The 25,062-nt window shown below is 38.2% G+C and carries 23 protein-coding genes; 17 read left to right on the top strand and 6 right to left on the bottom strand.

Translation table 11 applies throughout. The features are described 5' to 3' along the window. The first annotated feature begins 48 nt into the window (after positions 1-48). From MUN88_RS03830 to mmsB, 8 genes are all read left to right on the top strand, one after another. A complete protein-coding gene (locus tag MUN88_RS03830; RefSeq protein ID WP_244721060.1) occupies positions 49-1,512 on the top strand; it encodes a SulP family inorganic anion transporter in 1,464 nt (487 codons plus the stop codon). Between the two features lie 25 nt (positions 1,513-1,537). Beyond that, on the top strand, positions 1,538-1,957 hold the full coding sequence (locus MUN88_RS03825) for a universal stress protein (protein ID WP_244721058.1): 420 nt from the start codon (positions 1,538-1,540) through the stop codon (positions 1,955-1,957). A 554-nt stretch (positions 1,958-2,511) separates the two neighbouring features. Further along, positions 2,512-2,679, top strand: coding sequence for an aspartyl-phosphate phosphatase Spo0E family protein (locus MUN88_RS03820; protein ID WP_244721055.1), 168 nt, complete (start codon positions 2,512-2,514; stop codon positions 2,677-2,679). Between the two features lie 70 nt (positions 2,680-2,749). After that, the gene (locus MUN88_RS03815; protein WP_244721052.1) at positions 2,750-4,336 is read left to right on the top strand and encodes an ATP-binding protein; all 1,587 of its coding nucleotides are present in this window, start codon (positions 2,750-2,752) and stop codon (positions 4,334-4,336) included. Between the two features lie 19 nt (positions 4,337-4,355). Further along, positions 4,356-5,993, top strand: coding sequence for a thiamine pyrophosphate-binding protein (locus MUN88_RS03810; protein ID WP_244721049.1), 1,638 nt, complete (start codon positions 4,356-4,358; stop codon positions 5,991-5,993). Between the two features lie 462 nt (positions 5,994-6,455). Further along, positions 6,456-7,559, top strand: coding sequence for a multiple monosaccharide ABC transporter substrate-binding protein (chvE, locus tag MUN88_RS03805; RefSeq protein ID WP_244721046.1), 1,104 nt, complete (start codon positions 6,456-6,458; stop codon positions 7,557-7,559). A gap of 161 nt (positions 7,560-7,720) precedes the next feature. Beyond that, on the top strand, positions 7,721-9,271 hold the full coding sequence (gene mmsA, locus MUN88_RS03800) for a multiple monosaccharide ABC transporter ATP-binding protein (protein ID WP_244721044.1): 1,551 nt from the start codon (positions 7,721-7,723) through the stop codon (positions 9,269-9,271). Next, positions 9,255-10,415: a multiple monosaccharide ABC transporter permease gene (mmsB, locus tag MUN88_RS03795; protein WP_244721041.1), complete on the top strand. Its 1,161-nt coding sequence runs from the start codon at positions 9,255-9,257 to the stop codon at positions 10,413-10,415. Before mmsA ends, mmsB begins: the two co-directional genes overlap by 17 nt. 99 nt (positions 10,416-10,514) lie before the next feature. On the opposite strand, the gene MUN88_RS03790 is transcribed toward mmsB, so the two are convergent. Both MUN88_RS03790 and MUN88_RS03785 read right to left on the bottom strand, forming a co-directional pair. Further along, the gene (locus MUN88_RS03790; RefSeq protein ID WP_244721038.1) at positions 10,515-12,086 is read right to left on the bottom strand and encodes a Vga family ABC-F type ribosomal protection protein; all 1,572 of its coding nucleotides are present in this window, start codon (positions 12,084-12,086) and stop codon (positions 10,515-10,517) included. Between the two features lie 318 nt (positions 12,087-12,404). Next, positions 12,405-13,052, bottom strand: a complete 648-nt coding sequence (locus MUN88_RS03785) for a helix-turn-helix transcriptional regulator (protein WP_244721035.1) — start codon at positions 13,050-13,052, stop codon at positions 12,405-12,407. Between the two features lie 196 nt (positions 13,053-13,248). Between MUN88_RS03785 and MUN88_RS03780 the strand changes: the two genes are divergently transcribed. The 3 genes from MUN88_RS03780 (at position 13,249) to MUN88_RS03770 (ending at position 14,908) form a co-directional block, all read left to right on the top strand. Beyond that, on the top strand, positions 13,249-13,869 hold the full coding sequence (locus MUN88_RS03780; RefSeq protein WP_244721032.1) for a superoxide dismutase: 621 nt from the start codon (positions 13,249-13,251) through the stop codon (positions 13,867-13,869). Positions 13,870-14,050: 181 nt separating this feature from the next. After that, positions 14,051-14,287, top strand: a complete 237-nt coding sequence (locus MUN88_RS03775; RefSeq protein WP_244721029.1) for a ferredoxin family protein — start codon at positions 14,051-14,053, stop codon at positions 14,285-14,287. Between the two features lie 135 nt (positions 14,288-14,422). After that, positions 14,423-14,908 (top strand): DUF2798 domain-containing protein, encoded by a 486-nt coding sequence (locus MUN88_RS03770; RefSeq protein ID WP_244721026.1) that lies wholly within the window; start codon positions 14,423-14,425, stop codon positions 14,906-14,908. A gap of 472 nt (positions 14,909-15,380) precedes the next feature. Here the strand turns inward: MUN88_RS03770 and MUN88_RS03765 are convergent, their stop codons facing one another. Beyond that, a complete protein-coding gene (locus MUN88_RS03765; RefSeq protein WP_244721011.1) occupies positions 15,381-16,196 on the bottom strand; it encodes a ZIP family metal transporter in 816 nt (271 codons plus the stop codon). A 558-nt stretch (positions 16,197-16,754) separates the two neighbouring features. On the opposite strand from MUN88_RS03765, the gene MUN88_RS03760 reads away from it, so the two are divergent. The 3 genes from MUN88_RS03760 to MUN88_RS03750 all read left to right on the top strand — a co-directional run bounded on the left by MUN88_RS03760 (position 16,755) and on the right by MUN88_RS03750 (position 19,680). Further along, entirely contained in the window at positions 16,755-17,564 is an 810-nt protein-coding gene (locus tag MUN88_RS03760) for an ABC transporter ATP-binding protein (protein ID WP_244721008.1), read from the top strand. 104 nt (positions 17,565-17,668) lie between these two features. Continuing rightward, positions 17,669-18,673, top strand: a complete 1,005-nt coding sequence (locus tag MUN88_RS03755) for a FecCD family ABC transporter permease (protein WP_244721005.1) — start codon at positions 17,669-17,671, stop codon at positions 18,671-18,673. Continuing rightward, entirely contained in the window at positions 18,670-19,680 is a 1,011-nt protein-coding gene (locus MUN88_RS03750) for a FecCD family ABC transporter permease (protein ID WP_244721003.1), read from the top strand. The genes MUN88_RS03755 and MUN88_RS03750 overlap by 4 nt, the downstream gene beginning before the upstream one ends. A gap of 91 nt (positions 19,681-19,771) precedes the next feature. Here MUN88_RS03750 and MUN88_RS03745 read toward each other — a convergent pair whose 3' ends face one another. After that, complete coding sequence (locus tag MUN88_RS03745) at positions 19,772-20,176, bottom strand: GNAT family N-acetyltransferase (RefSeq protein ID WP_244721000.1); 405 nt, start codon at positions 20,174-20,176, stop codon at positions 19,772-19,774. A 33-nt stretch (positions 20,177-20,209) separates the two neighbouring features. After that, the gene (locus MUN88_RS03740; protein ID WP_244720999.1) at positions 20,210-20,416 is read right to left on the bottom strand and encodes a hypothetical protein; all 207 of its coding nucleotides are present in this window, start codon (positions 20,414-20,416) and stop codon (positions 20,210-20,212) included. A 339-nt stretch (positions 20,417-20,755) separates the two neighbouring features. Here MUN88_RS03740 and MUN88_RS03735 point away from each other — a divergent pair, with 339 nt between their 5' ends. Together MUN88_RS03735 and MUN88_RS03730 are read left to right on the top strand one after the other, a co-directional pair. Continuing rightward, a complete protein-coding gene (locus MUN88_RS03735; RefSeq protein WP_244720998.1) occupies positions 20,756-21,325 on the top strand; it encodes an RNA polymerase sigma factor in 570 nt (189 codons plus the stop codon). After that, positions 21,325-22,077, top strand: a complete 753-nt coding sequence (locus tag MUN88_RS03730; RefSeq protein WP_244720997.1) for a DUF4367 domain-containing protein — start codon at positions 21,325-21,327, stop codon at positions 22,075-22,077. The genes MUN88_RS03735 and MUN88_RS03730 overlap by 1 nt, the downstream gene beginning before the upstream one ends. 711 nt (positions 22,078-22,788) lie before the next feature. On the opposite strand, the gene MUN88_RS03725 is transcribed toward MUN88_RS03730, so the two are convergent. Further along, positions 22,789-23,247, bottom strand: a complete 459-nt coding sequence (locus MUN88_RS03725; RefSeq protein WP_244720996.1) for a DUF6147 family protein — start codon at positions 23,245-23,247, stop codon at positions 22,789-22,791. Between the two features lie 201 nt (positions 23,248-23,448). Here MUN88_RS03725 and MUN88_RS03720 point away from each other — a divergent pair, with 201 nt between their 5' ends. Beyond that, positions 23,449-25,059, top strand: coding sequence for a PucR family transcriptional regulator (locus tag MUN88_RS03720; protein WP_244720995.1), 1,611 nt, complete (start codon positions 23,449-23,451; stop codon positions 25,057-25,059). The last annotated feature ends 3 nt before the right edge of the window (positions 25,060-25,062 follow it).

The following is a 25,062-nucleotide window of genomic DNA, read 5'->3' as shown; positions in this document are numbered from 1 at the left end:
AAACATTACTAAAATTGTTAAAACAAAATAGATATTTGAGGTGAAAAAATGATACAAAACATAAAAAAACAATGGTTCTCTAATATTAGAGGCGATATTCTAGCAGGAATTGTTGTTGCTTTGGCATTAATTCCTGAAGCAATTGCTTTTTCCATTATTGCTGGAGTTGATCCAATGGTAGGATTATATGCATCATTTTGTATTGCTGTAATCTTAGCTTTTGTTGGTGGAAGACCTGGTATGATTTCTGCTGCGACAGGTGCGATGGCCTTGTTAATGGTTCCGCTAGTAAAGGAATATGGACTTAATTATCTATTAGCGGCAACTGTTTTAACGGGTGTCATACAGTTATTATTTGGTGTATTTAAAATTGCCAAAGTAATGAAGTTTATTCCTAGAGCGGTTATGATAGGTTTTGTAAATGCACTTGCTATCTTGATTTTTATGGCACAAGTCCCACATTTTATCGGTATTTCAACGATGACTTATGTTTTTGTTGCTATTACATTATTAATTGTCTTTTTATTGCCTAGATTTATTAAAACCATACCAGCTCCATTGATTGCGATCATTGTATTAACAACAATTGCTATTTATTCTAACACAGATTTAAGAACAGTAGGAGATCTTGGGGCCATCACGCAATCATTACCAGAATTCTTTATTCCTAATATTCCTTTCACATTGGAAACGTTGATGATTATTTTCCCTTATTCGTTGGCTTTAGCCATTGTAGGATTATTGGAATCCTTGCTTACTTCATCTATTGTCGATGATATGACCGGAACAGATAGTGACAAAAATAAAGAAGCACGCGGACAGGGAATTGCCAACATTGTGACAGGATTCTTTGGTGGTATGGCAGGATGCGCCATGATCGGACAATCTGTTATTAATGTAAAATCAGGTGGACGAGGCAGGTTATCTACTTTGATTGCTGGTCTGTTTCTAATGTTTCTAATTATTGTACTCGGAGATCTTGTAGTTCAAATTCCAATGCCAGTGCTAGTCGGTATTATGATCATGGTCTCGATTGGAACATTTGATTGGTCTTCATTCTCTTATATAATCAAGGCACCTAAGACAGATGCTGTCGTCATGCTGGCGACAGTGGGGATAGTTGTGGCAACTCATGACCTTTCTAAAGGAGTTATTGTTGGAGTGCTGTTAAGTGCTATTTTCTTTGTAGCAAAGATTTCCCATTTAAAGGTGAAAGAGCAAATTAAAAATGATGTAAACTGTTATAAAGTAGAAGGTCAATTGTTTTTTGCATCTGTAGAAAATTTTGTGGAATCGTTTGATTATCAACAAACGAATGAAAAGATTATTATCGATTTTTCAAATGCCCATGTGTGGGACGATTCTGGTGTCGGAGCTATTGATAAAGTGGTTTTGAAATATCGTGAAAAAGGTAACGCAGTAGAGATAGAAGGTTTAAATTCCTCCAGTAAGAAAATGGTAGATAAATTAGCGGTATACCATAATGGGGATGCAAAAATATCTGCACACTAATTCAAAGGGTGAGGAGAATGTTAGAATGTACGAAAAAATTTTATTAGCGGTAGATGGATCTGAAAATTCTTTAAGAGCTGCAGATGAAGTGATTAAGTTAGCTTCACTTGTAGAGGACTGTTCCATAGAAGTTGTATATGTTGCTGATTTTTCTAAAGCCAAAACAGATATCTTACATTCAAAAGGGAAAGAGGAACTGGGAATTTCCCGAAAGAAAAAAATCCTGCCAATAGAAGAAAAGTTGAAAGCACAAAATGTAGCTTATCAGGCAATTTTTTTACATGGCGAGCCAGGTCCGACAATTGTAGAGTATGCGAATCAACATAAATTTGATTTAGTTGTGATTGGAAGCCGAGGACTTAATGCTCTTCAGGAAATGGTCTTGGGTAGTGTAAGTCACAAAGTAATGAAACGGGTGAGTTGTCCTGCTCTTATAGTGAAATAAAACAAATTATCACCATACCGTGTTACAAGTAACAGTATGAAAATAACATGGTATGAATAATGACAAATGCTTCACGGCTTTCCTAATCCTCCATAAACATTTCACTATTTGAAATAAACAGATTAAGGAGCCGAATATGTTATACAGACTAAAAGTATGTAATGACCTGTTTTTTTTTCGGCTAAGGATAACATTTTTCCATTCACAATTGTTTGGAATAATCAGTTTCATATTAGCAACAATACCGGTGAATTCTACGTAAATAAACATGACAGCATGGAGAATTACACCTCATTTTGAAACTAAACTATGTATATATTAAGAAGAGAAATTACTCATTGCTGCAAGTCTCCGTTAAAATAAATACTAGAATTTAAAAAACAAATCGACTAATCTTGATACGTAAGGGATTAGTCGATTTGTTTTTGTTTGATATATAGAAAGAAACGATTTATTACATCATAAGATAAATCTATTTTTTTCAATAAAAAGAAGGAAGGAATTACTCACTTATGGTATTCTTATAGAAAATGTAAATTGTTAGGATGTTGTGTTTGGATATTAAAAAGCTGGAATCCGAAATCCGTTCATTACAGAGTAAATTATATGCCTTGGGAAAAGAGACAAATGCATATTCAAGCGGGGAAATTCTACAATTAAGTCAGGAGTTAGATGAAAAAATCATCATGCATCAAAAAATACAACTAAGTATGAAAGAGTAAACTTTCAACCCCTGTCTAAATAGCCAAAAATCCGTTATACTTTCATTTAGCAGCAGTAAGGAGGGAATGCATGAGAGACTTAGATATCTACATTCGTGAATCTAAACAAAATTGCAAACAGATCTACCAGATGAATCCTAATGATTTTCCTGTTTTAAATAAAGGTATTAGCAAAAACCAGTTAGCATACAAAATGCAATTGTTTCAGAAGGCGTTGAGTGTTGTTCGACACTTTATGAAGAAATTGATTTACTATATGGAAGGCATCCCAACGTTAATCATTACAACAGATAATGATGGATATGTATTGGAGATTTACGGCGATGAAAGTATCAAACAAATGGTAGATTCACTTGGTATATCATTAGGTGCGCAGTTTGATGAGGAAGATGTCGGTACTAATTCGGTATCGCTAGCTTTGAGACATCAGGAGCCGATTGCGTTGATTGGTAATGATCACTTTCATTACTGCTTATCTGATGTTGCCTGCTATTCTGCTCCATTTAGCAACGGTAACTTAGTCGGCACTGTATCGATGATGACAATGGTTAATTATGCTAGTAATTTTCATCTAGGTCTGTTGTCTTCTGCTGTCGATACTATCGAAAGAGAGATTCAGCTGCAAGAAAAAAATCACAGTCTGGACTTATTGAATCAAGTGCTGGTAGATGCAACTCCTCTTGGAATCCTTATGACGGACAGCGAGGGAGAACTGCTGGAATTTAATGCAAGTGCTGAAGACATAACTGGTATTCCAAAAGAATCGTTACTAGCTAATGGGATCGATAGGATTAGCGAAATCGCAGAATACATTTATCATGTTATCGAAACGAGGGAGAAAGTAGAAAATGCTGAATTTTCATTCTCCATAGTCGACAGTGACGACACAAAGACCCTGCTACTCGATGTGTTACCATTATTTGACGAGCAACAAATGATCGGAACCTTTGCCCAATTTAGAGACATGACCCAATACCATGAACTGCAGCAGAAACTTATAGAATCCGAGAAATTATCGGCGATTGGTAAGCTAGGTGCGGGATTAGCACATGAAATAAGAAATCCCTTAACATCGATAATAGGTTTGACACAGTTATTGAAAGAGAACAATCATCAAAATAAATACTTGGAAATCATTACAGCTGAGTTAGAAAGAATGAAAAACTTAGTCAATCAGTTTGTTTCTTTGGGCAAACCCACCATTTTGGATCGGGAACATTGTAATTTGAACGAATTAGTTACGGATACAGTCGAGTTAATGAATAGTAATGCTCGCCTTCATAATGTGGAAATTTACGTTGAACTTACGAATAGTCATACCAATGCATACATTGACAAAGCTAAAATTAAACAAGTACTTATCAATTTTATTAAGAATGCATTGGAGGCAATTTCCAGTGGAGGTAACATTCATATCCAATTAAAAACAGACATGAAAAGTAAAGAAATTTATATTATGATCAAAGATAATGGAGAAGGCATGACGGAAGAACAAGTAGATAGTTTAGGTACACCTTTCTTTACGACAAAGGAAAGTGGTTTAGGAATGGGATTACCTATATGTTTTGATATAATTCATTCACACAATGGAAGAATTAAGATAGATTCCGAGAAAGGACAAGGGACGAAGATCAATCTTGTACTTCCATTAAATTAATTACGAAGGGGCATCTGAAATGAAAAAAGTTTCTACAGTATTGGTTGAAAATCTGAAACATTTGGGAGTCTCCCATGTATTTGGAATACCGGGAAAACCGTTAGTCCCACTCTTAGCTGAATTGGAATCTCAGGATCTACAATTTGTTCTCACTAGACATGAATCTGGTGGAGGTTTTGCAGCGGCTGGTTATTCCTTCAATAAAGGACTGGGTGTAGCCCTCGGAACATCTGGTCCGGGTGGTACGAATTTATTAACCGCTGCTGGTCAAGCGAAAGCGTATCATGCTCCAACTTTATTTATAACAGGGCATCCATCAGCGAAGGATACAGGGAAGCCGCAGGGACAAGACTCATCAATGTTCGGTACAGATCTAGTCAAAATGTTTGAAGCTGTCACTTTGTTTAGTGCACGTGTAGATAGAGGGGACCAGATGGAAATGTTTCTTAAACATGCAATCGAAAAAGCAACAATAGGGATAAAGGGTCCCGTTCATCTTTCGATACCGATGGATGTACTCCAAGAGGAAATTCCTTCGTTTACAGTAAATACACCACGACTTCCCACCACTTTTGTATCTAATCAGTTGGACGATGTGGTCTCTTCACTCAATAAAGCAAAACAACCAGTTTTATTATTAGGAAAAGGGGTTCACATATCTAATGCTTACGAAGAAATAAGGTGTTTTGCAGAAGCATGGCAAATCCCTGTGATGACTACTCCTGGCGGAAAAGGATCTTTCCCTACGAATCATCCTTTATCTTTAGGGGCATTTGGTTTGGGAGGTGATGAAAAAGCGACGACATATCTTGAAAAAGGAATCGACCAAATGATTGTGGTGGGCAGCAAGTTAAGTGATATGTCCTTAGCTGGTTTTTCGGAAGTGCTCTATCCGGAACACCTTATCCAATTCGATGTAGACCCAACCTTTGTACAAAAATCCCTTCCGGTTCCTGCTTTATATGTTCAAGGGGATATAAAAGCCAATCTTATTGAATTAAATCAGCAATCTAAAGTTAATGAAGTCATCATATCAGAAAGAAAGCTATTGGAGGATCATAGGGGAAGTACCGCTGATTTTCAGGAGAATGGAAAATACTTATCAGCAGAAATAGCGATAAAAGAGTTACGGAAACACCTACCTAAAGACACCATTTTGTTTGGAGATGATGGCAGCCACACTTTTTATGCTATTAAACACTATGACATCTATCAGCCGGGAACATTCTTCTTTGATGATGTGTTTGGAGCGATGGGACATGCAATTGGCTATGCTATTGGTGCAAAGTTAGCATCACCAGAAACACCAATTATATGCCTGACTGGCGATGGTTGTACATTTATGCACGGTATGGAGATTGCAACTGCTGTCGATCAGAACTTAGCTGTCCTTTTTATTGTTTTTAATAACTATGCGCTTGATATGGTAGATAAAGGAATGGAGAAGATGTTGGGACATTCCATAGGTGCTTCTTATCACAAGGGATTAGATGTTCAACAATTTGCAGAGTCGCTTGGTGCTGCTGCTTTCACTTGTAGAAAGGCGGAAGATATACATTGTTCGATTCATCAGGCATTAGAAAACCTTCATGGTCCAACGGTGATTGAGGTAATGGTGGATAAGGAGGAAATACCGCCGATATTAAACAGAGTATAGGCGTATACTTCCATTGAAAAGATATAATTTTTTGGTGGAGGCGACTTTTTATGAGAAACAGTAAAAAGTTTTTGGTTTATTTTGTACTTCTTATTGCACTTATCGGGTTGTGAGAAGTATCCTCTGTGGTGAAATAATTACTCATTCAGCCAAATTCCTCATTTTTTAATACGTTTCATGATGTTCCTTATGAATCATTAACTGTGTCGCCGGTTTTCTAAATAAAACCGGTTTTTTGTATTCTCTTCCTTGACTAACCGATTGAAAAACATGTACCATCCACTAGTTGCATTCATTAACAGAAACCCCTCCCCATTAAACAGGATTTATTTCACCCTGATTACAATTAGATTAAATTTTTAAAAAAACTGTTTAAAATAATGTAAAGGCTTACAGAAGTAATTGTGATAAATTATTAAGCAGGTAAGGTAAAGAAAACAACAAATTGAAAGGGGTTCCAAAATGAAAAAGTTTAGTTTGCTCGCAGTACTTTTTGGTCTTATTTTATTTTTAGCTGCATGTGGCGGCGATGACACCTCTAGTGGATCAGATGATGGTGGCGGATCTGCTTCTAAAGATCAACTGATCGGGGTTGCAATGCCAACCAAATCATCTCAACGCTGGGTAGATGACGGTAATAACATGGTAGAACAATTAGAGGCATTAGGTTATGAAACAGATTTACAGTATGCAGAAGATGATGTAGATAAACAAATCGAACAAATTGAGAACATGATTGTCAAAGGGGCAGATGCATTAGTCGTTGCATCAATTGACGGTACAGCTCTTACAAACGTATTAGAAAAAGCCAACGAGCAGGATATTCCGGTAATCGCTTATGACCGTTTAATTATGGAAAGTGAACATGTAACATACTATGCAACGTTTGATAACTTCCAAGTAGGTGTATTACAGGCTACTTACATTGAGGAAGCACTGGATTTAGCGAATGCGGAAGGACCTTTTAACATCGAATTATTCGGTGGTTCTCCAGATGATAATAACGCATATTTCTTCTGGGATGGTGCAATGAGTGTACTTCAGCCATATATCGATGAAGGTAAATTAGTCGTGCAAAGTGATCAAACTGATTTTGAACAAGCGGCAACCATGCGTTGGGATGGAAACACTGCGAAATCTCGTATGGAAAACATTTTAAGTAGTGCTTATTCCGGTGGCGAAACAGTAGATGCCGTTCTTTCTCCATATGATGGCATCAGCCGTGGCGTGATTCAGGCACTTAAAGGTGTAGGTTACGGTTCAGGAGATTTAACATTACCAGTAATCTCTGGTCAGGACGCAGAGCTAGCTTCTATTAAATCAATTATTGCAGGTGAACAAACACAAACAGTATTCAAGGATACTCGTGACTTAGCAGCAGTAGCTGTTGATATGACAGAATCTGTCTTAAATGATGAGGAAGCGGAAGTAAATGATACGGAAACGTATGATAACGGTGTGAAAGTAGTGCCAACTTATCTGGTAGAACCAGTATCTGTAGATATTGATAACTATCAAGAAGTGGTTATTGACAGTGGCTATTACTCAGAGGACGAATTAGAATAAGCAAATTTTTTATATGTTAGGAAAGCATAATATTTTAGCGTACGAAGTATATGAAAACTAAGGCTTTTGCCAGTACTTGGCGATAAGCCAAGTTTTTCAAAGCAGAATTTAGTGGTGGTCAATGGTCACCACTAAATTCATTCCATCAAGGTGGTGAAAGTATGTCTGACTATATTTTGGAAATGAAAAACATTACGAAAACCTTCCCAGGTGTGAAGGCTTTAGATAATGTGAATTTACAAGTGCAACAAGGGGAAATTCATGCGCTTGTAGGCGAAAATGGTGCTGGAAAATCCACTTTAATGAAGGTGTTGAGTGGTGTCTATCCAGCTGGCAGTTATGACGGATCGATCTTTTTTGAGGGATCGGAATGCCATTTTAAAAACATCAAGCAAAGTGAGAATTTAGGTATTGTTATTATTCACCAGGAGTTAGCGTTAAGTCCTTATCTGTCCATAGCAGAGAATATTTTTCTAGGGAATGAACGGCAATCGAATAAAATTATTAAATGGCAGGACACATTTTCTGAATCGAAAAAATTACTGGATCGAGTAGGATTAAAGGATTCCCCAGAAACAGCGGTTATGGATATCGGGGTAGGAAAACAGCAATTAGTAGAGATTGCCAAAGCCTTATCTAAAAATGTAAAACTGCTGATCCTGGATGAACCAACAGCGGCGTTAAATGAAACGGATAGTGAGAACCTATTAAATTTATTACTGGAACTGAAAGAGCAAGGCATTGCTTCGATTTTAATCTCTCATAAATTAAATGAAGTGTCCTATGTTTCTGATTCCATTACGGTACTTCGTGATGGCCAGACCATTGAAACTTTGAATGCTAAGGAAGAAAAAGTATCAGAAGAACGTATCATTAAAGGAATGGTTGGTCGTGAATTAACGAGCAGATTCCCTGATCGCCAGCCAAGAATCGGCGACACATTGCTGGAGGTAAAGAATTGGAACGTTTATCATCCGCAACAACATGATCGTAAAATGATAGATAATGCCAACTTTCACATTAAAAAAGGTGAAATTGTCGGTATTGCCGGATTAATGGGTGCAGGCCGAACAGAGTTAGCGATGAGCATTTTTGGCAAGTCCTATGGGAAACGGATATCAGGCGAATTATATAAAAATGGAAAACAAATAGAAGCCAATACAGTCTCACAAGCTATTGAAAATGGGATTGCTTATGTATCGGAGGATCGCAAGACCTATGGCTTAAATTTAATAGATGATATCAAGCGTAATATCACGTTATCGAATCTTGAGCGAATTTCGAGATCATCAGTTATTGATGAAAACAAAGAAATTGTCGAAGCACAAGTATTGCGGAAAAAACTAAATATTAAAACACCGTCATTAGAGCAATTAGCAGGTAATTTAAGTGGTGGAAATCAGCAAAAAGTGGTTTTAAGTAAATGGATCTTTACGGAGCCGGAAATTCTGATCTTGGATGAACCAACACGAGGTATCGATGTAGGGGCGAAATTTGAAATTTATACGCAAATAAACGAATTGGCACAACAAGGACTGGCAGTACTTGTGATATCTTCAGAATTGCCGGAAGTATTAGGCTTATCAGATCGGATATATGTGATGAATGAAGGACGATTAACTGGCGAGCTGCAAAAAGAAGAAGCAGATCAAGAACACGTCATGCGCTATATGACTGGAAGTGGGGGGACAAACGATGCAAACGTTACTTAATTTGTTTCGAAATAATATTAGAGAATACGGCATGATTATAGCACTTGTTTTAATTACGGGACTCTTTTTTATTTTAACAGAAGGGATCAACTTAAAGCCGTTAAATTTAACCAACTTGATACTGCAAAATGGTTTTATCCTCGTATTAGCAGTTGGTATGGTGTTAGTCATTATCACAGGTAATATTGACCTTTCGGTGGGATCGATTGTAGCCTTTATTGGAGCGATTGCAGGTGTCCTCATTATCAATATGGATGTTCCGGTATGGCTTGCAGTTGTAATTGCGATCGCGGCAGGTGCGCTGATTGGTGTATGGCAAGGCTTCTGGATATCGTATGTAGGCATACCGTCATTTATCGTAACACTAGCAGGTATGTTAATCTTCCGTGGTTTAACGTTATGGTTGCTAGATGGTCAATCATTAGCACCATTTCCAGATTCTTTTCAAAAAATAAGTAGTGGATTTGTGCCGGATTTGTTCGGTGGTGGAGATTTTCATATTTTTACAATGGTTTTATCTGTTGCGTTATCACTTGTTCTTATTTATTTAGAGTTTACCAAAAGGAAAACACAATTACAGTACAACTTTGAAGTAGCGCCTTTATGGGTGAGTGTTGCCAAGATTGCATTGTTATTGCTAGCGATTAACTGGTTCGCTTATCAGTTAGCGTTAAACAAAGGGATACCAACTGTTCTGATTATTGTGCTGGTTCTCATTATTATTTATACCTTCGTCATGAAAAACACGGTAATGGGTCGACATATTTATGCGACAGGTGGTAACAAAAAAGCGGCAGATTTATCTGGTATTAAAACTAAACGCGTGGTGTTCTGGGTATTTGTGAATAACGGTGTTTTAGCAGCATTAGCAGGCTTGATGTTTGCTGCACGTCTTAACTCGGCGACGCCGGCGGCAGGTGATATGTTAGAGCTTGATGCCATCGCAGCCGTATTTATCGGTGGTGCATCCATGGCTGGTGGTGTTGGTACCGTAATTGGAGCAATTGTCGGTGGTCTCGTAATGGGGGTCATGAACAATGGTATGTCGCTAATCGGTATTGGTATTGATTGGCAACAGGCGATTAAAGGGATGGTTTTACTTATTGCAGTTGGATTTGATGTGTATAACAAGAATAAAAGCTAAGTAGTCAAGTCATAAGAACCGCATGAAGATAAAACTTCATGCGGTTTTATTCCCTTTATTATAATGTATCCAATCGCTGCTAACGATACGCCAACTCCGTTATCCTTCCAGTTTTTGTTTGGTTTTCAATAATTGTTGAAACTCCTCTTCTAATTCTTGTGTAGGTTCTATACTTAATCTGCTTAAGACATCGGTAATTCTCGTTTCGATCGCTAACAGTTGATCATGCTTGTCTTTTGTTTCATCTGAGGGATTTGGTTGCTTTTGAAAATCTTGCGACGCTCGGCCGCCATCTTGCACTTGTTTGTCCTTGATTGCAATTGTCCTTGTCGCAATTTTTTCAACAAAACGACGATCGTGGGAAACAAACAGAAGTGTTCCTTCATATTCAATCAGCAGCCGTTCCAATGCTTCCATTGCTTGAATATCTAAAAAGTTGGTGGGTTCATCCAGTATTAATGTGTTGCTGTCACTTAGAAAAATCTTGGCTAACGTAACTTTTACTCGTTCACCGCCACTGAGTACATGCACTTTTTTATGGACGTCATCACGATAGAAATGCAGGCGTGCTAACACGGTGCGAATCATGGTTTCATCTTGCGGCGATCCTTCTTTTACATTTTCTAAAATGCTTTTTTCCGCATTTAACAAAGACAGGTCTTGTTTGAAATAAGCGATCTGGCAAGCTGCTGAAATCTGTACGCCATCTTCATTTGACAGCAATTTTTGTAATAAAGTTGTTTTACCACTGCCATTCATTCCTGTGATGGCTACTTTATCCCCATGTTTTACTTGAAAATTAGCTTTGTTCCAGAGGACACGGTTCCCGATCGAACCATTAAGATTGTCTACTTGTATCAACACTTTATGAGCTAATTTGTGCTGATTGGGTAAGGTCATTCTTAGCGGTTTTTCATCAAATGGCTTCTCGACTTTTTCCAGTTTTTCTAGTCGCGTTTCCAATGCTTTCGCGGTTTGCTGCATTTTTTTCTGTTTTTTAGCAAAGTAAGGTTTCGCCCCCGTTATACTCGCTTCAGAAGTACTAACATTTTTCGGCTTTTTTGTTGCACGAGTTGCTTTTTCTGATTTTAGTGTTATTGCTTTTTCCAATTGTTGTTTCTTGTCTTGGTATTTTTGACAGGCGAGCTGCTGTTGCTGCACTTCTAAGTCTTTCTGTTCTTTGTATTGCTGGTAGTTGCCTTTAAATTCTTGGATTTTTTCCTGATCGATTTCCCAAATCTTATTACAGACTTTGTCGAGAAAGGCTCTGTCATGCGAGACGACTACAAATGCACCTTTCCAATAGCGTAATGTTTTTTCTACCCATTCGATGTGCTTTGTATCCAAATGGGTGGTTGGCTCATCTGCCAGTAACAGTTCAGCCTGATTTGCGAAGGCCTGCTGGATATATTGCTGCGTCGTTTCACCACCGCTTTTTCTTCCGGTCTGAGCTTTTAATTGTGGCAGAAGTTCTATGCTTGTATAAGATTTAATTTCTCCTTTATCAGCGGTATGTTCTCCGATCAGTGTATTTAATAACGTCGTTTTTCCGGTCCCGTTTTTCCCGATTAATCCAATATGATCGCCTTCGTGTATTTCAAGATGATCGATTTCTGCTAAAACATCAGCCTGTACGGAAATCGTTAAATCATTTATTTCCAGTATCATCACGTCACTCCTATTTAAAGGAGGTTAAGAAAAACCTCCATATTCTGTGCATACAGAATAGGAGGCTACCTTACAAAAGTCGATATCGCTATAAACGTGTATTGCGATCCTGATACACACGTTTTTAAGATGACCTATTTGAAGTACCAATCCTATTCTGTATATTGTTCATAAAGACAGACTGCACCCTTTGGCAGACATCATACTTTATGAAAATATCTTCGAGAAATAGGATTATAACTTCATTGTTATAGGCTCACCCTTTCGTTAGTCGTTACAGTTAGTTTATATAATTGTGAGAGATAAGTCAATGCCGCATTATCATACGGTTGAAGATTGTTCCTCAAATCTCACTTTAAACTTGCAGTGATTATCCCCATCTGTCTTACATTGGGTTCGTTCGATACTCTCTGTACCTAATACTTGTTTAAACATATTCGTTTCGCACTGGCAAGCGACTTTATATTCTCTGGCAACGGAAAAAATAGGGCAGTTATACTCCACCATCTCAAAATGCTGTTCATCCTCTTGTTTTAATTCCGCCATATAGCCCTTTTCGTTCTGTATTCTGATCATGTGCTGCATTTTTTCTTTTGGTGTATAAGTTGTAAGGAGTGATCCGTATTGATCTGCCTGTCTAGCTTCCCGATTTTTAAACAACTGTGTTATGGCAGCTTTTCCGTATGTTTTTTCGATATCCTTTAAGAATTCCATGCTGATCGTTTCATAATTACTAGGAAAGAGCCGTTTGCCTTTATCCGTTAAATGATACTTCTGTAATGGTCTTCCGATTTCTTTCTTTACATGGGTGTAAGTAACGAGTCCGTCTTTTTCTAAGGTGGTTAAATGTTTTCGAATAGCCATGTGTGTAATGTTGATATGGGTGATGATTTCATTGACAGATAAGCTTCTTTCTTTCTTTAGTATCTCCAATATCTGATCTTTTGTCGTTTGTTTGTGAGAATACATCGGCTACCTCCTAACCAGTTGCTTGCGTTTCCGAAAAGTAATCATACAATCCATTATACTATAAAGTGTGGAAGAAGAAAAAAGATTGCGAATTTTCTAAAGCGTTTTATTTGATTAAAAGAAACGTCTCGTATAATCTAGTAGTATAACTTTTTATACTCAAAGGTATAAAAATAAAAATGAGGAGGTTTTACATATGGGGAAATTTACATTACCAGCATTATCATTTGCAACAGATGCATTAGAGCCGCATATTGATCAAACAACAATGGAGATTCATCACGGTAAGCACCATCAAACATATGTGGATAAATTAAATGCAGCAATCGAAGGGCAAGAGCAGCTAGCGGACAAAAGTTTAGCCGCATTATTAGCAGATTTAGGAAGTGTACCTGATTCTATTCGCACTGCAGTAAGAAATAATGGTGGCGGTCACTTTAACCACACATTATTCTGGGAAGTGATTACTCCTGGTTCAAGTGCAACATTACCAGAGGGAGCACTTGCTGACGCGATTAATGCTAAATTTGGTAGTTTCGATCAATTTAAAGAGGAATTTTCCAATGCAGCAGCTACGAGATTTGGTTCTGGCTGGGCTTGGTTAGTAGTGAATGGAAATGGAGAACTGGAAGTAACGAGCACACCAAATCAAGATAACCCTATTTCAGAAGGTAAGACTGCTATTTTAGGTATCGATGTTTGGGAACATGCGTATTATTTACATTATCAAAACCGACGTCCAGAATACATCGCTAATTTCTTCCATGTAATTAATTGGGATGTGGTTGCAGAGAAATATCAAGAGGCTGTAAAATAGGAGATGTACCATAAGTGAAAAGGTAGTTTTGCTATCTTTTCTCTTTTTTCTTACCTTGAGAAAAGAGAAAAAATTCTCGGAGTAAGTATTTGACGTGGTAAAATAAACAGGAACAAAATCGAAGGCTTTTGTCAGTACTTGGCGATAAGTGACGTTTTTGCATTGTAAGGGGGTATTCAATATGGCATTTGTAATCACTGGGCCATGTGAAACAGAGAAAGCAGGAGAATGTGCGACTGTTTGTCCAGTTGACTGTATCGAAGAGGGGAAAGATCAGTTTTATATTGATCCGGACATTTGTATTGATTGCGGCGCATGTGTGGCAGTATGCCCTGTAGACGCAATTGTGGAAGAATATGATATGACGGTAGAAGAAGAGCCATATTTGGAAAAAGCAGAAGCCTTTTTCAGTAAATAACAAATGAGAAAGCGGATAAAGCGAGCAGACAGGTATCGTTTTATTCGTTTTCTTTTTGTTCACAGAATGTTCACTTATGATGCTTCCTTGATTTTGGTATACTGATCACCGGTAACAGAGAAAGGATGATAAGGAATGCCAACAAATAAAAAGGAAAGTATCATTTTTGGGACGATTATGTGCTTTGGCATGGTTGCAGTTATGGCAACCTATAATTTGCTGATGGTAGGCAATGTCGAGGATCTAGCCGTATCGATCGTATTGGGAGAAGTACTTGTCGGATTTATCATTGCGCTTTTATTAGATTTATTTATTGTAGGACCACTAGCGAAGAAGGTAACATTAGCGCTTCCTTTTGATAAATCGAAAAAAATATATTTTGTCTTATTCATGTCTTTATTCATGATTATCGGAATGGTCTTTTTTATGTCCATGTTTGGTTTGGCCATGTCCTATATCCGCGGTGGTGTAAACGATCAATCGATCATCAGTGAATATTTGCACATCTATGTGAAGAATTTTGTCGTCGCATTTCCGCTGCAGTTAATCGTGATGGGTCCGTTGGTGCGTCTTATCTTTACTAAATGGATTCAAAAAAATCAAGTTCCGGTAAACGGATAATAAGAACAATATAGGCCTGGAATGAAAGTAACCTGGTCGCGACAAAAGCCGAACATAACACGAATGTAAATAACATTCGCATATGTTCGGCTTTTACGTTTATTGTATATGCTGTGAAGTAATGCTTTTTACTTAATCTTCTATGAATTGCTTCTAAACGGTTAAGCAAGGTAATACTTAAATTGCTACCCTACTGCATACGATTTTTGTCTCTTGATTGACAATTCCCCACTTCTATTCGATACTGCAATGCTAGACAGTGCAATTCTCGGACAGTTTCACATGATTTCCACTGTATATTGTCCGTTTGAGTCATTCAATCGGATAATTAGTGGAAAATGGAAAGAAGCATACTATTTTTCTACTCCGAAACACTTGTAACTAGCGCAACATATCGTTATATAGTGGTTGTTCGTTCTCGGTTACATGTTTATGTGATGTCTCTGGATTTGAGAAGAGTATCTAGAGTATCTTAGCCTAATGCCACGTCCAAAATCATCATTAAAACGAAGCCTACCATTAAGCTCATCGATGCCAAATCTTTGTTGCCTTGCTCCTGAGAGCTTGGGATAACTTCTTCTGCGACAACGAATATCATGGCACCTGCTGCGAAGCTTAAGGCGTATGGTAATAACGGCTCGAAAAAGGAAACGGCAAAAGCGCCAACGACAGCAGCCATCGGCTCTACCATACCCGAAAATTGGCCGTAGAAAAAGCTTTTTCCTCGTGACATTCCTTCTCCGCGTAAAGGCATGGCAACTGCAACACCTTCAGGGAAGTTCTGAATACCGATACCAATTGCAAGTGTGATCGCACCTGCTAATGCGGCTTCTGTTCCTCCGTTTGCAAGTGCACCGAAAGCAATCCCCACCGCTAAACCTTCGGGGATATTATGTAAGGTAATAGCGAGAACTAACAATGTACTTCTTTTTCGTCTTTTTGCAGCAAATCCTTCTGCTGTTTGAACCTTTGCATTTGGGTGAAGATGGGGTAAGATCTTATCGATTCCCCATAAGAAAACACCACCGAGCATAAAGCCAAATGCGGCAGGGAACCAGTCACCTATGGCGTTATCTTTTGACGATTCGATTGCCGGAGCAAGCAGTGACCAATAGCTGGCAGCAATCATGACCCCGCCAGCAAATCCTAACATACTATCCAGTAATTTTTGATTAATGGTTTTTGTGGCGAAAACAAGCGTAGCCCCTAAAGCTGTCATCCCCCATGTGAATAAAGTGGCGATTAAAGCTTGCATCACTGGGTTAAAATCTTGAAAGAACTCTAACATGAAAGTGACCTTCTTTCGACGGATTCGATTTTTCATCTATTAACATAACGTATCATCTATTATTGTAACAGACAATAAAAAAGCTTCTCGTCATCTAACGAGAAGCTAAATCTATTGGTAAACCTTCTTCTAGAACTTACTAGGATCAAGCATTTCCAACATTTCACCGATTACTTCATGGATAATTATCGTGTCGTCGACCATGGCTACTTCAATTCCTAGTTTTACCGCAACGGGAGCTACTTCAACTGCCTGAGCAGATCTATACAGCATTGTAACAAAGGATTTCGGATTGCAATAGATGATGCAGTAACAGGATTTAACAGTTACAGAAACTAGGTATGGGGTGTTTGTCCAATATAATTACTAGTATACCGATTAATTGTTAAGGCAAAGTAAATCTGATGTAAATAAGAAGAAGGACCTAAGGGAAAAGTATCGGATATTTCAGAATAGAATCATAACAAGCAATTGACAAAGAAAAAGATTGCGATTATAATCGAGTGAGACGAAATTGATAATCATTATCAGTTTTATGTGAGCGGGGAGGAAATTATCTTGACACGTATAACGGCTGAACAGTTGAATGTCGGATATGGGGAAAAGTTAATTGTAAAAGATACCTGTATACAAATACCGGATCATAAAATTACTACCATTATTGGTGCAAACGGTTGTGGAAAATCAACGCTATTAAAAGCGTTAACAAGAATTTTAAATCCTCAATCAGGCAGTGTAATGCTTGACGGGAAATCGATAGATAAAGAAGATACGAAGGCATTAGCGCGAAAGATGGCGATCCTGCCACAAGCTCCAGAGCTTACCAATGGCTTAACCGTTGGCGAACTTGTTTCCTATGGCAGGTTTCCGTACCAGTCAGGGTTAGGGAGACTATCAAAAAAAGACCATGAAGTCATCAATTGGGCGCTGGAAGCAACGAATACGATTGCTTATAAATACGAAACGGTAGATTCCTTATCCGGTGGTCAACGTCAGCGGGTATGGATAGCGATGGCACTTGCACAGGAGACAGAGATCATTTTCTTAGATGAGCCGACTACATACCTTGATATGGCTCATCAATTAGAAGTATTAGAATTATTAGAGCATCTTAACAAGACATCGGGAAGAACTATCATCATGGTGTTACATGATATTAATCAAGCTGCTCGTTTTGCCGACAACATTATTGCGATGAAGAATGGATCTGTTGTGCGAGCTGGTGATGCGGAAGAAGTTGTCTGCTGTGACGTACTACAGGAAGTGTTCCATATTAATGCTTGTGTGGCACGAGATCCATGGACGAATAAGCCGATGTGTGTCACTTATAATCTAAGGCAGGCCATGCAAGAATCGAAAGCGAACTAGCGGAAAACCGTCGTTTTACCTTTGTTTAGTGATATTTGTGCGGAAATAGTGCATGAACGGGAATTCCATTGTGGATTCCCGTTTGTTGTTTTAGGGGGATTAGGATGCAGTATGTGAGGAGATTGCCACTTTCGATTAAGTGGGTATTGTTTTTGGTTATCTTTGTATCATCCTTTGTTGTCTCCATGGTATATGGGGCAGCTGACATTCATTTGCGTGATCTGTGGCAAGCATTGACGATGTCTGTGGATACGGAGAAAGGATTAATTTTATATGAGTTGCGCTTGCCGAGAGAAATCGGTGCTATTTTTGTTGGGGCGGGACTGGCAGTGGCTGGAGCTATTATGCAAGGATTGACGAGAAATCCGTTGGCAGATCCAGGACTGCTAGGATTGACGGCAGGTGCTAACTTAGCACTGACGATTGCTTTGGCTTTTCTGCCTTCTGCCGGTTATCTAGGTTTATTAATTGCTAGTTTTATAGGTGCAGCGTTAGGAGCTACTCTCGTGTTTGGTATCGCTTCTGCCAAAAAAGGTGGTTTTTCGCCTTTTCGAATTGTATTAGCTGGTGCTGCTATTACAGCTTTTTTAACAGCGATAGCGGAAGCGATCGGACTATATTTTCAAATATCAAAAGATGTTTCGATGTGGACCGCAGGCGGATTAATTGGTACGGCATGGGCACAATTGCAATGGGTAGTTCCGATCGTTGTGATCGCTTCTGTGATGGCGTTTATTCTGGCGAGACAGTTAACCATTCTTAGTCTTGATGAGGAATTAGCGATTGGACTTGGGCAGAAAGTGGGCCGGACGAAGGCATTGTTATTTGTGATTATCATTTTACTTACAGGTGCATCTGTTGCGCTTGTTGGTAATTTAACGTTTGTCGGATTAATGATCCCACATATGGTAAGAGCGTTTGTTGGCACGGACTATCGTGTGATTTTACCAGTCTCCGTTGTGTTTGGTGCAAGCTTTATGTTACTGGCGGATACGGTTGCTCGTACGATTAACGCGCCATTTGAAACACCAGTTTCTGCAATTGTTGGCGTATTCGGATTGTGCTTTTTCTTATTTGTTGTGAAAAAAGGGGGTAAGGAGATCGCATGATACACCCTATGTTATTAAGAAAACAGAAGTGGCTGCTGCTTATCTCTATTTTATCCATTATTGTGATTGCTTTTGTCAGTCTCGGATTGGGATATTCTTCGGTTGGTTTCTCCCGGATTCCTGCGATTTTGTCTGGTGATGGAACGTTTAAAGAAAATTTTGTCTTGTTTTCGTTACGATTGCCGAGAATTGCGATTACCATTTTGGCCGGAATGGCACTTGCGTTATCAGGTGCGATTCTGCAAGGGGTCACGAAGAATGATCTGGCTGATCCTGGTATTGTTGGAATTAATGCGGGGGCAGGAGTGGGTGTTGCGATCTACTTTCTGTTTGCTCCGATCGATGCGAATAGTTTTGTCTATTTACTTCCTATCGTTGCTTTTGTGAGTGCATGTATCACAGCATTTTTGATCTATATGTTTTCGTATGAGAAAAAGGTTGGTCTGCATCCTGTTAAATTTGTCCTAGTCGGTGTCGGCTTTTCAATGGCTTTATCGGGATTAATGGTAGTGCTCATTTCATCTGCTGAACGGGAAAAAGTTGATTTTATCGCGCAGTGGCTGGCGGGAAATATATGGGGTGACGACTGGCCGTTTGTGATAACGTTATTGCCATGGCTTCTACTATTAGTACCGATCACCTTCTTTAAAAGTAATAATCTTAATATCCTGAATCTTGATGAAAAAGTGGCTGTCGGTGTCGGGATGAATAAAGAAAAGGAAAGATGGAAGCTGATCATCATAGCAGTTGCATTGGCGGCAGCCGCAGTATCCGTAACTGGTGGTATTTCGTTTGTCGGCTTGATGGCTCCGCATATAGCGAAATCACTGGTTGGACCAAGGCACCAGCTTTTCATGCCAGTGGCACTTGTGCTTGGTGGTTTATTGCTACTTATAGCAGATACAGTTGGGCGTAATGTGCTGGAGCCGGACGGACTTGCAGCTGGTATTGTAACTGCACTGATCGGCGCTCCTTATTTTATCTATTTAATGTTAAAGAAGATGTGATCGGTCAGAGTAAGCAAATGAACGATAACGAAAAGAAGAATCGGTTTGGGCCGATTCTTCTTTTATATAGTTATCAATCGGTTAAGCTCTTTTAGATGAGTTCTGATATAAACATAGGAGTAGTCCCGTCTTCTTTTTTAAAACCTAATTTACCATAAAATTCAACGACATTCGGATAAGCAATTTGCACCTTTGTTTCGTAATTGCTATATCGATCAAGCATCATATTCATCATTTCTTTGCCGATTCCTTTTCCTTGATAAGCAGGATTTATTAACATGTAATGAAAGTAAGCCGTTAATGCCCCATCAGATAACGCGTTAATTAATCCAATCAGTTTGTTATTATCCCATGCCGTAACAACTGAATGAGAACCTTTTATTGTTTTTAATAGTTCATTCGGAAAGTTACCAGACTTCCATTCTACGGATAGAAATAACTCTTGCAGTTCCTGCTCTGTAATCTTATCTATATCTGACGTGTAGTAAATGCCCATATCAACAGCCACCTTTCATACTGATTATAATGATTAAAGTCCTCCTCCAAAACTTCCGCCAGTTATTGGGCCGTTTCGTCGAGACTTTTCTTTTTCGATCGCTTTTTCCGCTTCAATGTTTCGATCTGTTCTTCTGTGATAAGAATGGTGAAATTTCTTTTTTTGTTTTCGTTTATCAAGATAAACCATTAGAGCGACAAACAAAACGAGAAACAATCCCCAGAGAATGTTTGTGAGCAATGTATCACTCCTTTACGTATTATCATCTTCTTCATTTTTAAAATAAACATTAGCAGCAGCTAAATAGCCGATAAGGGATAGAACAGCTGTTAGAATCATTGACCATACAGGCATTTTAATTCCCCTTCCTAATATTTTAATATTAATAGAATACTTCCAGTTTACAGTAAATTTGTTAAACCTATTTTAACATAATATGCTATATAACCAGGAATTCTTTATTTACACCAATTTAATACCTTTTTATCATAACTTTATAAATTTATGGAAAATTGTGATTTATTAGCAAGGTAAAAATGTTATAATTTGTATGAACGATGGAAGAAGGTGCGGATAACAATGTTTAAAAAATTTCTTAAAAGATCGGAACCTACTCATGAGGAATTCCGTCTAGTATATGATATGTTTTATTCAAGGGTTTATAGAGATGTTTTTTTTATTACACGTGATAGTCATTTAGCACAAGATGCTTTGCAGGAAACATTTGTGAAGGCGTATAAGCATATGAACAGACTTGAGGATAAAGAAAGAATGGGGGCTTGGCTGTCTACTATTGCAACTAGAACAGCGATTGATATCCTCCGTAAACGCAAAGGATCGAGTGAAATTTTGACAGAAGATATGGCTATGCAGGAGAGCCAAATAGAAAACCTTGGACCGGATGTGTCGAATATTGTAGAATCAAATATGATGAAGAGCGAACTGTTAGCTACTGTGCATGAAATGAAAGCTGAATATCGGGAAGTGATGCTGCTTCGATATGTTCATGATTTGTCGGTGAAGGAAATTGCTACAAAGCTGGATATAAACGATGGTACAGTGAAGACCAGATTGCATCGTGCGCGAAACATGGTAAAAGAGAAATTGGAACGCGATCCTAAGAAACAATGGATTGGTGGTGAAGTGTAATGGGAGAATCGGAACGGAAGGAACAATTGGTTCAGTATTTGAAGGAACACTATCAGAATATCAATGATTCCCGTTCGCGTTCGTTAAAGGAAAAGAGTTGGGAACATATTTCAAAGGAATTGTCGAAGAATAGAACAAGGACACCGTCAAAAGCTATATTAGCTGTGGCTACGATTATGGTTATCTTAATAGGGGCAGCCTGTTTACAAACGAATCAAGTGCAAGCTTTTGATTGGTTTGTCAATATTTTTGTGACGGATAATGGTAATTCCACGCAAATTACACAGACAACAAATGAAGAGACCGAAGAGGGACTTCCTGATATGAGTAATATCACAGTAGAAGAGGTGGAGCAAAAAGAATATAAAGTATCCTTTGAGAAGGCACAATCTATGACCCAATTTTATATATCGAAGCCGACGTACTTACCGGAAACATACGAATTGGCTGAAGTCAAAGTAATAGAACTAGATTCCGTTGTATCAGATGTATCATTGCGCTTTGTTGATGCGAATGGCGAATTGCTGAGTTTAACACAATCCTATCAACCGAATGAATTTGCCAGTGCGAAAGTAGTTGATAACCAGGATACGAACGTGAAGAATGTCCCATTGTCAGATGGAGAAGCGCGGTTAGTGGAATTTAAAGATGGTATTAGACAAATAATTTGGAGTACTCCCCATATGAATTGGTTGCTGGAAGGGGCTATTTCAGAACAAGAAATCATAAAAGTGGCAGAATCCCTAGAATAAAAAAAGTTTCGTATCCATACGGTGATACGAAACTTTTTTTATTATTTATAATAAGTAAAGAAAATATGTAAATACAGTCATAAGGTCGAATTGCGTTATTGATTATACTCAAGGTGAATTATGGATTCTTATAATACGAACTATGTAAACTAGCTGTTTAGTGGTTATTTTGAAATGTTTCATGTGCTGGGATACTGCTCAGGTCAACCTCTCCGCGTCCTGCTTCAGCACCTGCATAGTCCGCGGGAGTCTACGCGGTTGGCCTGCGCTTCTGTATAGACTGTACAACTAATGTGTGAAGTAGCAAATTGATTGGTATCTCATGTGACTATCTATAATAGCTGCTTACATTCTCAAATACGTAATGCATAGCGTTACTGCTTTTAGCTGTTCCTTACGATGTAGAACTTCCCTTAAGCGTAGGAAATATGCGGAGACTCTGCATGCGTCTGCGCGAGATGAAGATCCACTTTGTCTGTGCCTGTGTCTACAAGTATTGCTTTGAAGGAGACTTCCTCGGCACAAGGCAGCAAAGAAGCAGTGCAAGTAATCAGCCTAGCTGATACATGTCCCCACAGGACGTGGAGCATATTTTTGGAGCATTGCTACACACATAAAACACATCAAAATTACCACAGGTCCACTATACTAATCCGTATTTTAGGTAGCTCTATATATACAAGTTAGTTAGGACCAGACGGGTTTAAGTTTCTAATAAGATAGTGATCCGGTAACAGAAATAAGTTGTTCGATAGTACCATAATGAGAGATGGAATGGATGGTTCGGACCCGATACCGATGGCCTTTCTCCACTTTGAAGTTTACACTGCCGCTGACGGATTTGCTTGTATAGTTAACGAACCTTTTGTTGCTATCTGTTGTATACCAATTGCCTGATGCTTTGTCCCTGACTTGCAAATAAATATTACAGGAAACTTGCTGAACAGAGGAATAGCTATATGTACTACAGCTGCTACTGATGGTTTGCGAATCTTTTTTGCGGATGGAAGAATTTCCTTCTTTGATGTACTCGCTGGACTGAATTTGTATAATGTCTTGTTTGATCTGCGGCGCGGCTGTATTTTCTGCAGCCTCAGCTTCATTGGACAAAAATAATAAACTTAGGATGAATACACATGATAGGAAAAAAACACGTTTAAATAATTTCATTTTTATTTTCCCTCCTATTGTTATCGCTTTAAACATAAGACGTTCGAATCACGAAAATGGTTACAATAAAATTTTGAGTGCGACTTTTGTATGGTTGCGAGACTGTTTTTTATTATGTCAATTTATATAACGCTACACTAGTCGCGTAAACCATGGATGTGTAAAATTATCTTCAACAAGAAGTTAGGTTGGTGTATATATATGACAAACAGGAAGAAAAGTAGAGGACTGTCTTTACAACAATTATTAAATCTTGAACCACTACAAGGAGCGAAACAATTATCAGTGCAGGAAGTAGATGATATAACGTTTAATGATATTCACATTATTCGTTCACAAGAGGAGGAGCATTTTGTTCGTGCGGATGAATTTGTATTAACAACAGGTTATTCTTATAGAGAAAATCGATTAGAACTGATTCCGTTAATGGAGAAGCTTTCTGAGAAAGGCGCTGTGGGGCTTGGAATTAAAATGGATCACTATATGACCAATGTTCCAGAGGAAGTGGTGCAGCGAGCAATTTCATTGGATTTGCCGGTAATAGAAATCGCTCCGAATACAGTTTTTTCTAATGTAGTACAGTTAGCGCTGGAAGAGATCGATCATCAGATTTCAGAGCATTTACTTTCTGTTTATAATCGTTTACATACTTTCACAAATTCAATCGTTGCGGAGGAAAAGCTTCAAAATGTAGTGGCTGAATTAGAACAAGTGCTAGGAAATCCTATCATTATTAAAGATTTATCAGGAAATATTATAGCGCCCTTATTATCGATTATTTTGGATTCTAAAGAACTTTATCAATTAGCCTCTGTGTTGGAAAAGAAAGCAGGTATAGGAGCAATTGAAGTAGAATTACGCGAGGAGGAGTTTGTTGCATATGCTCTACCTTTAATGAAGAAAGGAATATATCCTCATACACCGTATATTGCTTGTATGGAGACAAATCATCCGATGACGGACATCGATCTCTTGACTTTGGATAAAATAAGTTCAGTTTTACTTGTAGAATTGACGCATAAGCAATTCAAAGACCAGTTGAAAGAAGAATATCTATCGTCTTTTCTGCAGGGGTTGTTGCGCGGAGAACGGTTATCAATGGAACATATTAAACCTCAATCAACCATTACCAATATGAACCTGGGAAATATGTGGTTACAGGTATTTATTCTTCATGCAAATGATTCATCGCTAATGGAGCAGCAATATACCGTTATTAAAAACAATTTAAATAAAACGGTAAAAAGTAAATTACTAGTTACCAAATATAAGAGAGAGGTAGTTTTTTTGATTGCCGACGAGGACAAACAGAAATTGCCGCTCAGTATAAAAATGATTGAAAATGAATTAGATCGTTTTTGGCAAAATCAAGAAGATGATATTCATTTTGTGTTATGGATCGGCAAGTCAGTATACGAACTTGCTGGCGTACGTGAAAGTTACCAGCAAGCGTTGCAGGTGCGTAGCATTTATCAAGAATATGATATTCAAAAAAGAAGTGTTTATTTCAAAGATATGCATGTCTATCGGTTGTTGTACTTGTTGCCAGAATCAGATGAACTTAAGGAATATCTCCAAAGTATTTTGGGGCCGATATTACGAAATGCCAAAAATGAGATGCTTCTGGAAACATTGCGTATCTATTTTACTGAAAACAAAAATATTGAAGCAACAGCGAAGCAGTTAAACATTCAGCATTATACAATTGTCCAGAGATTAGAACGTATCAAGGAGCTTCTTGGAGTGGATATAGATGATGCAGAGGTAGCGCTAGAATTGCAGATTGCACTAAAACTAATAAAGAACCACTAAAAA

The sequence above is a fragment of the Gracilibacillus caseinilyticus genome, assembly GCF_022919115.1.
Classification (GTDB): Bacteria; Bacillota; Bacilli; order Bacillales; family Amphibacillaceae; genus Gracilibacillus; species Gracilibacillus caseinilyticus.
This window is presented reverse-complemented; position numbering and strand designations above follow the sequence as displayed.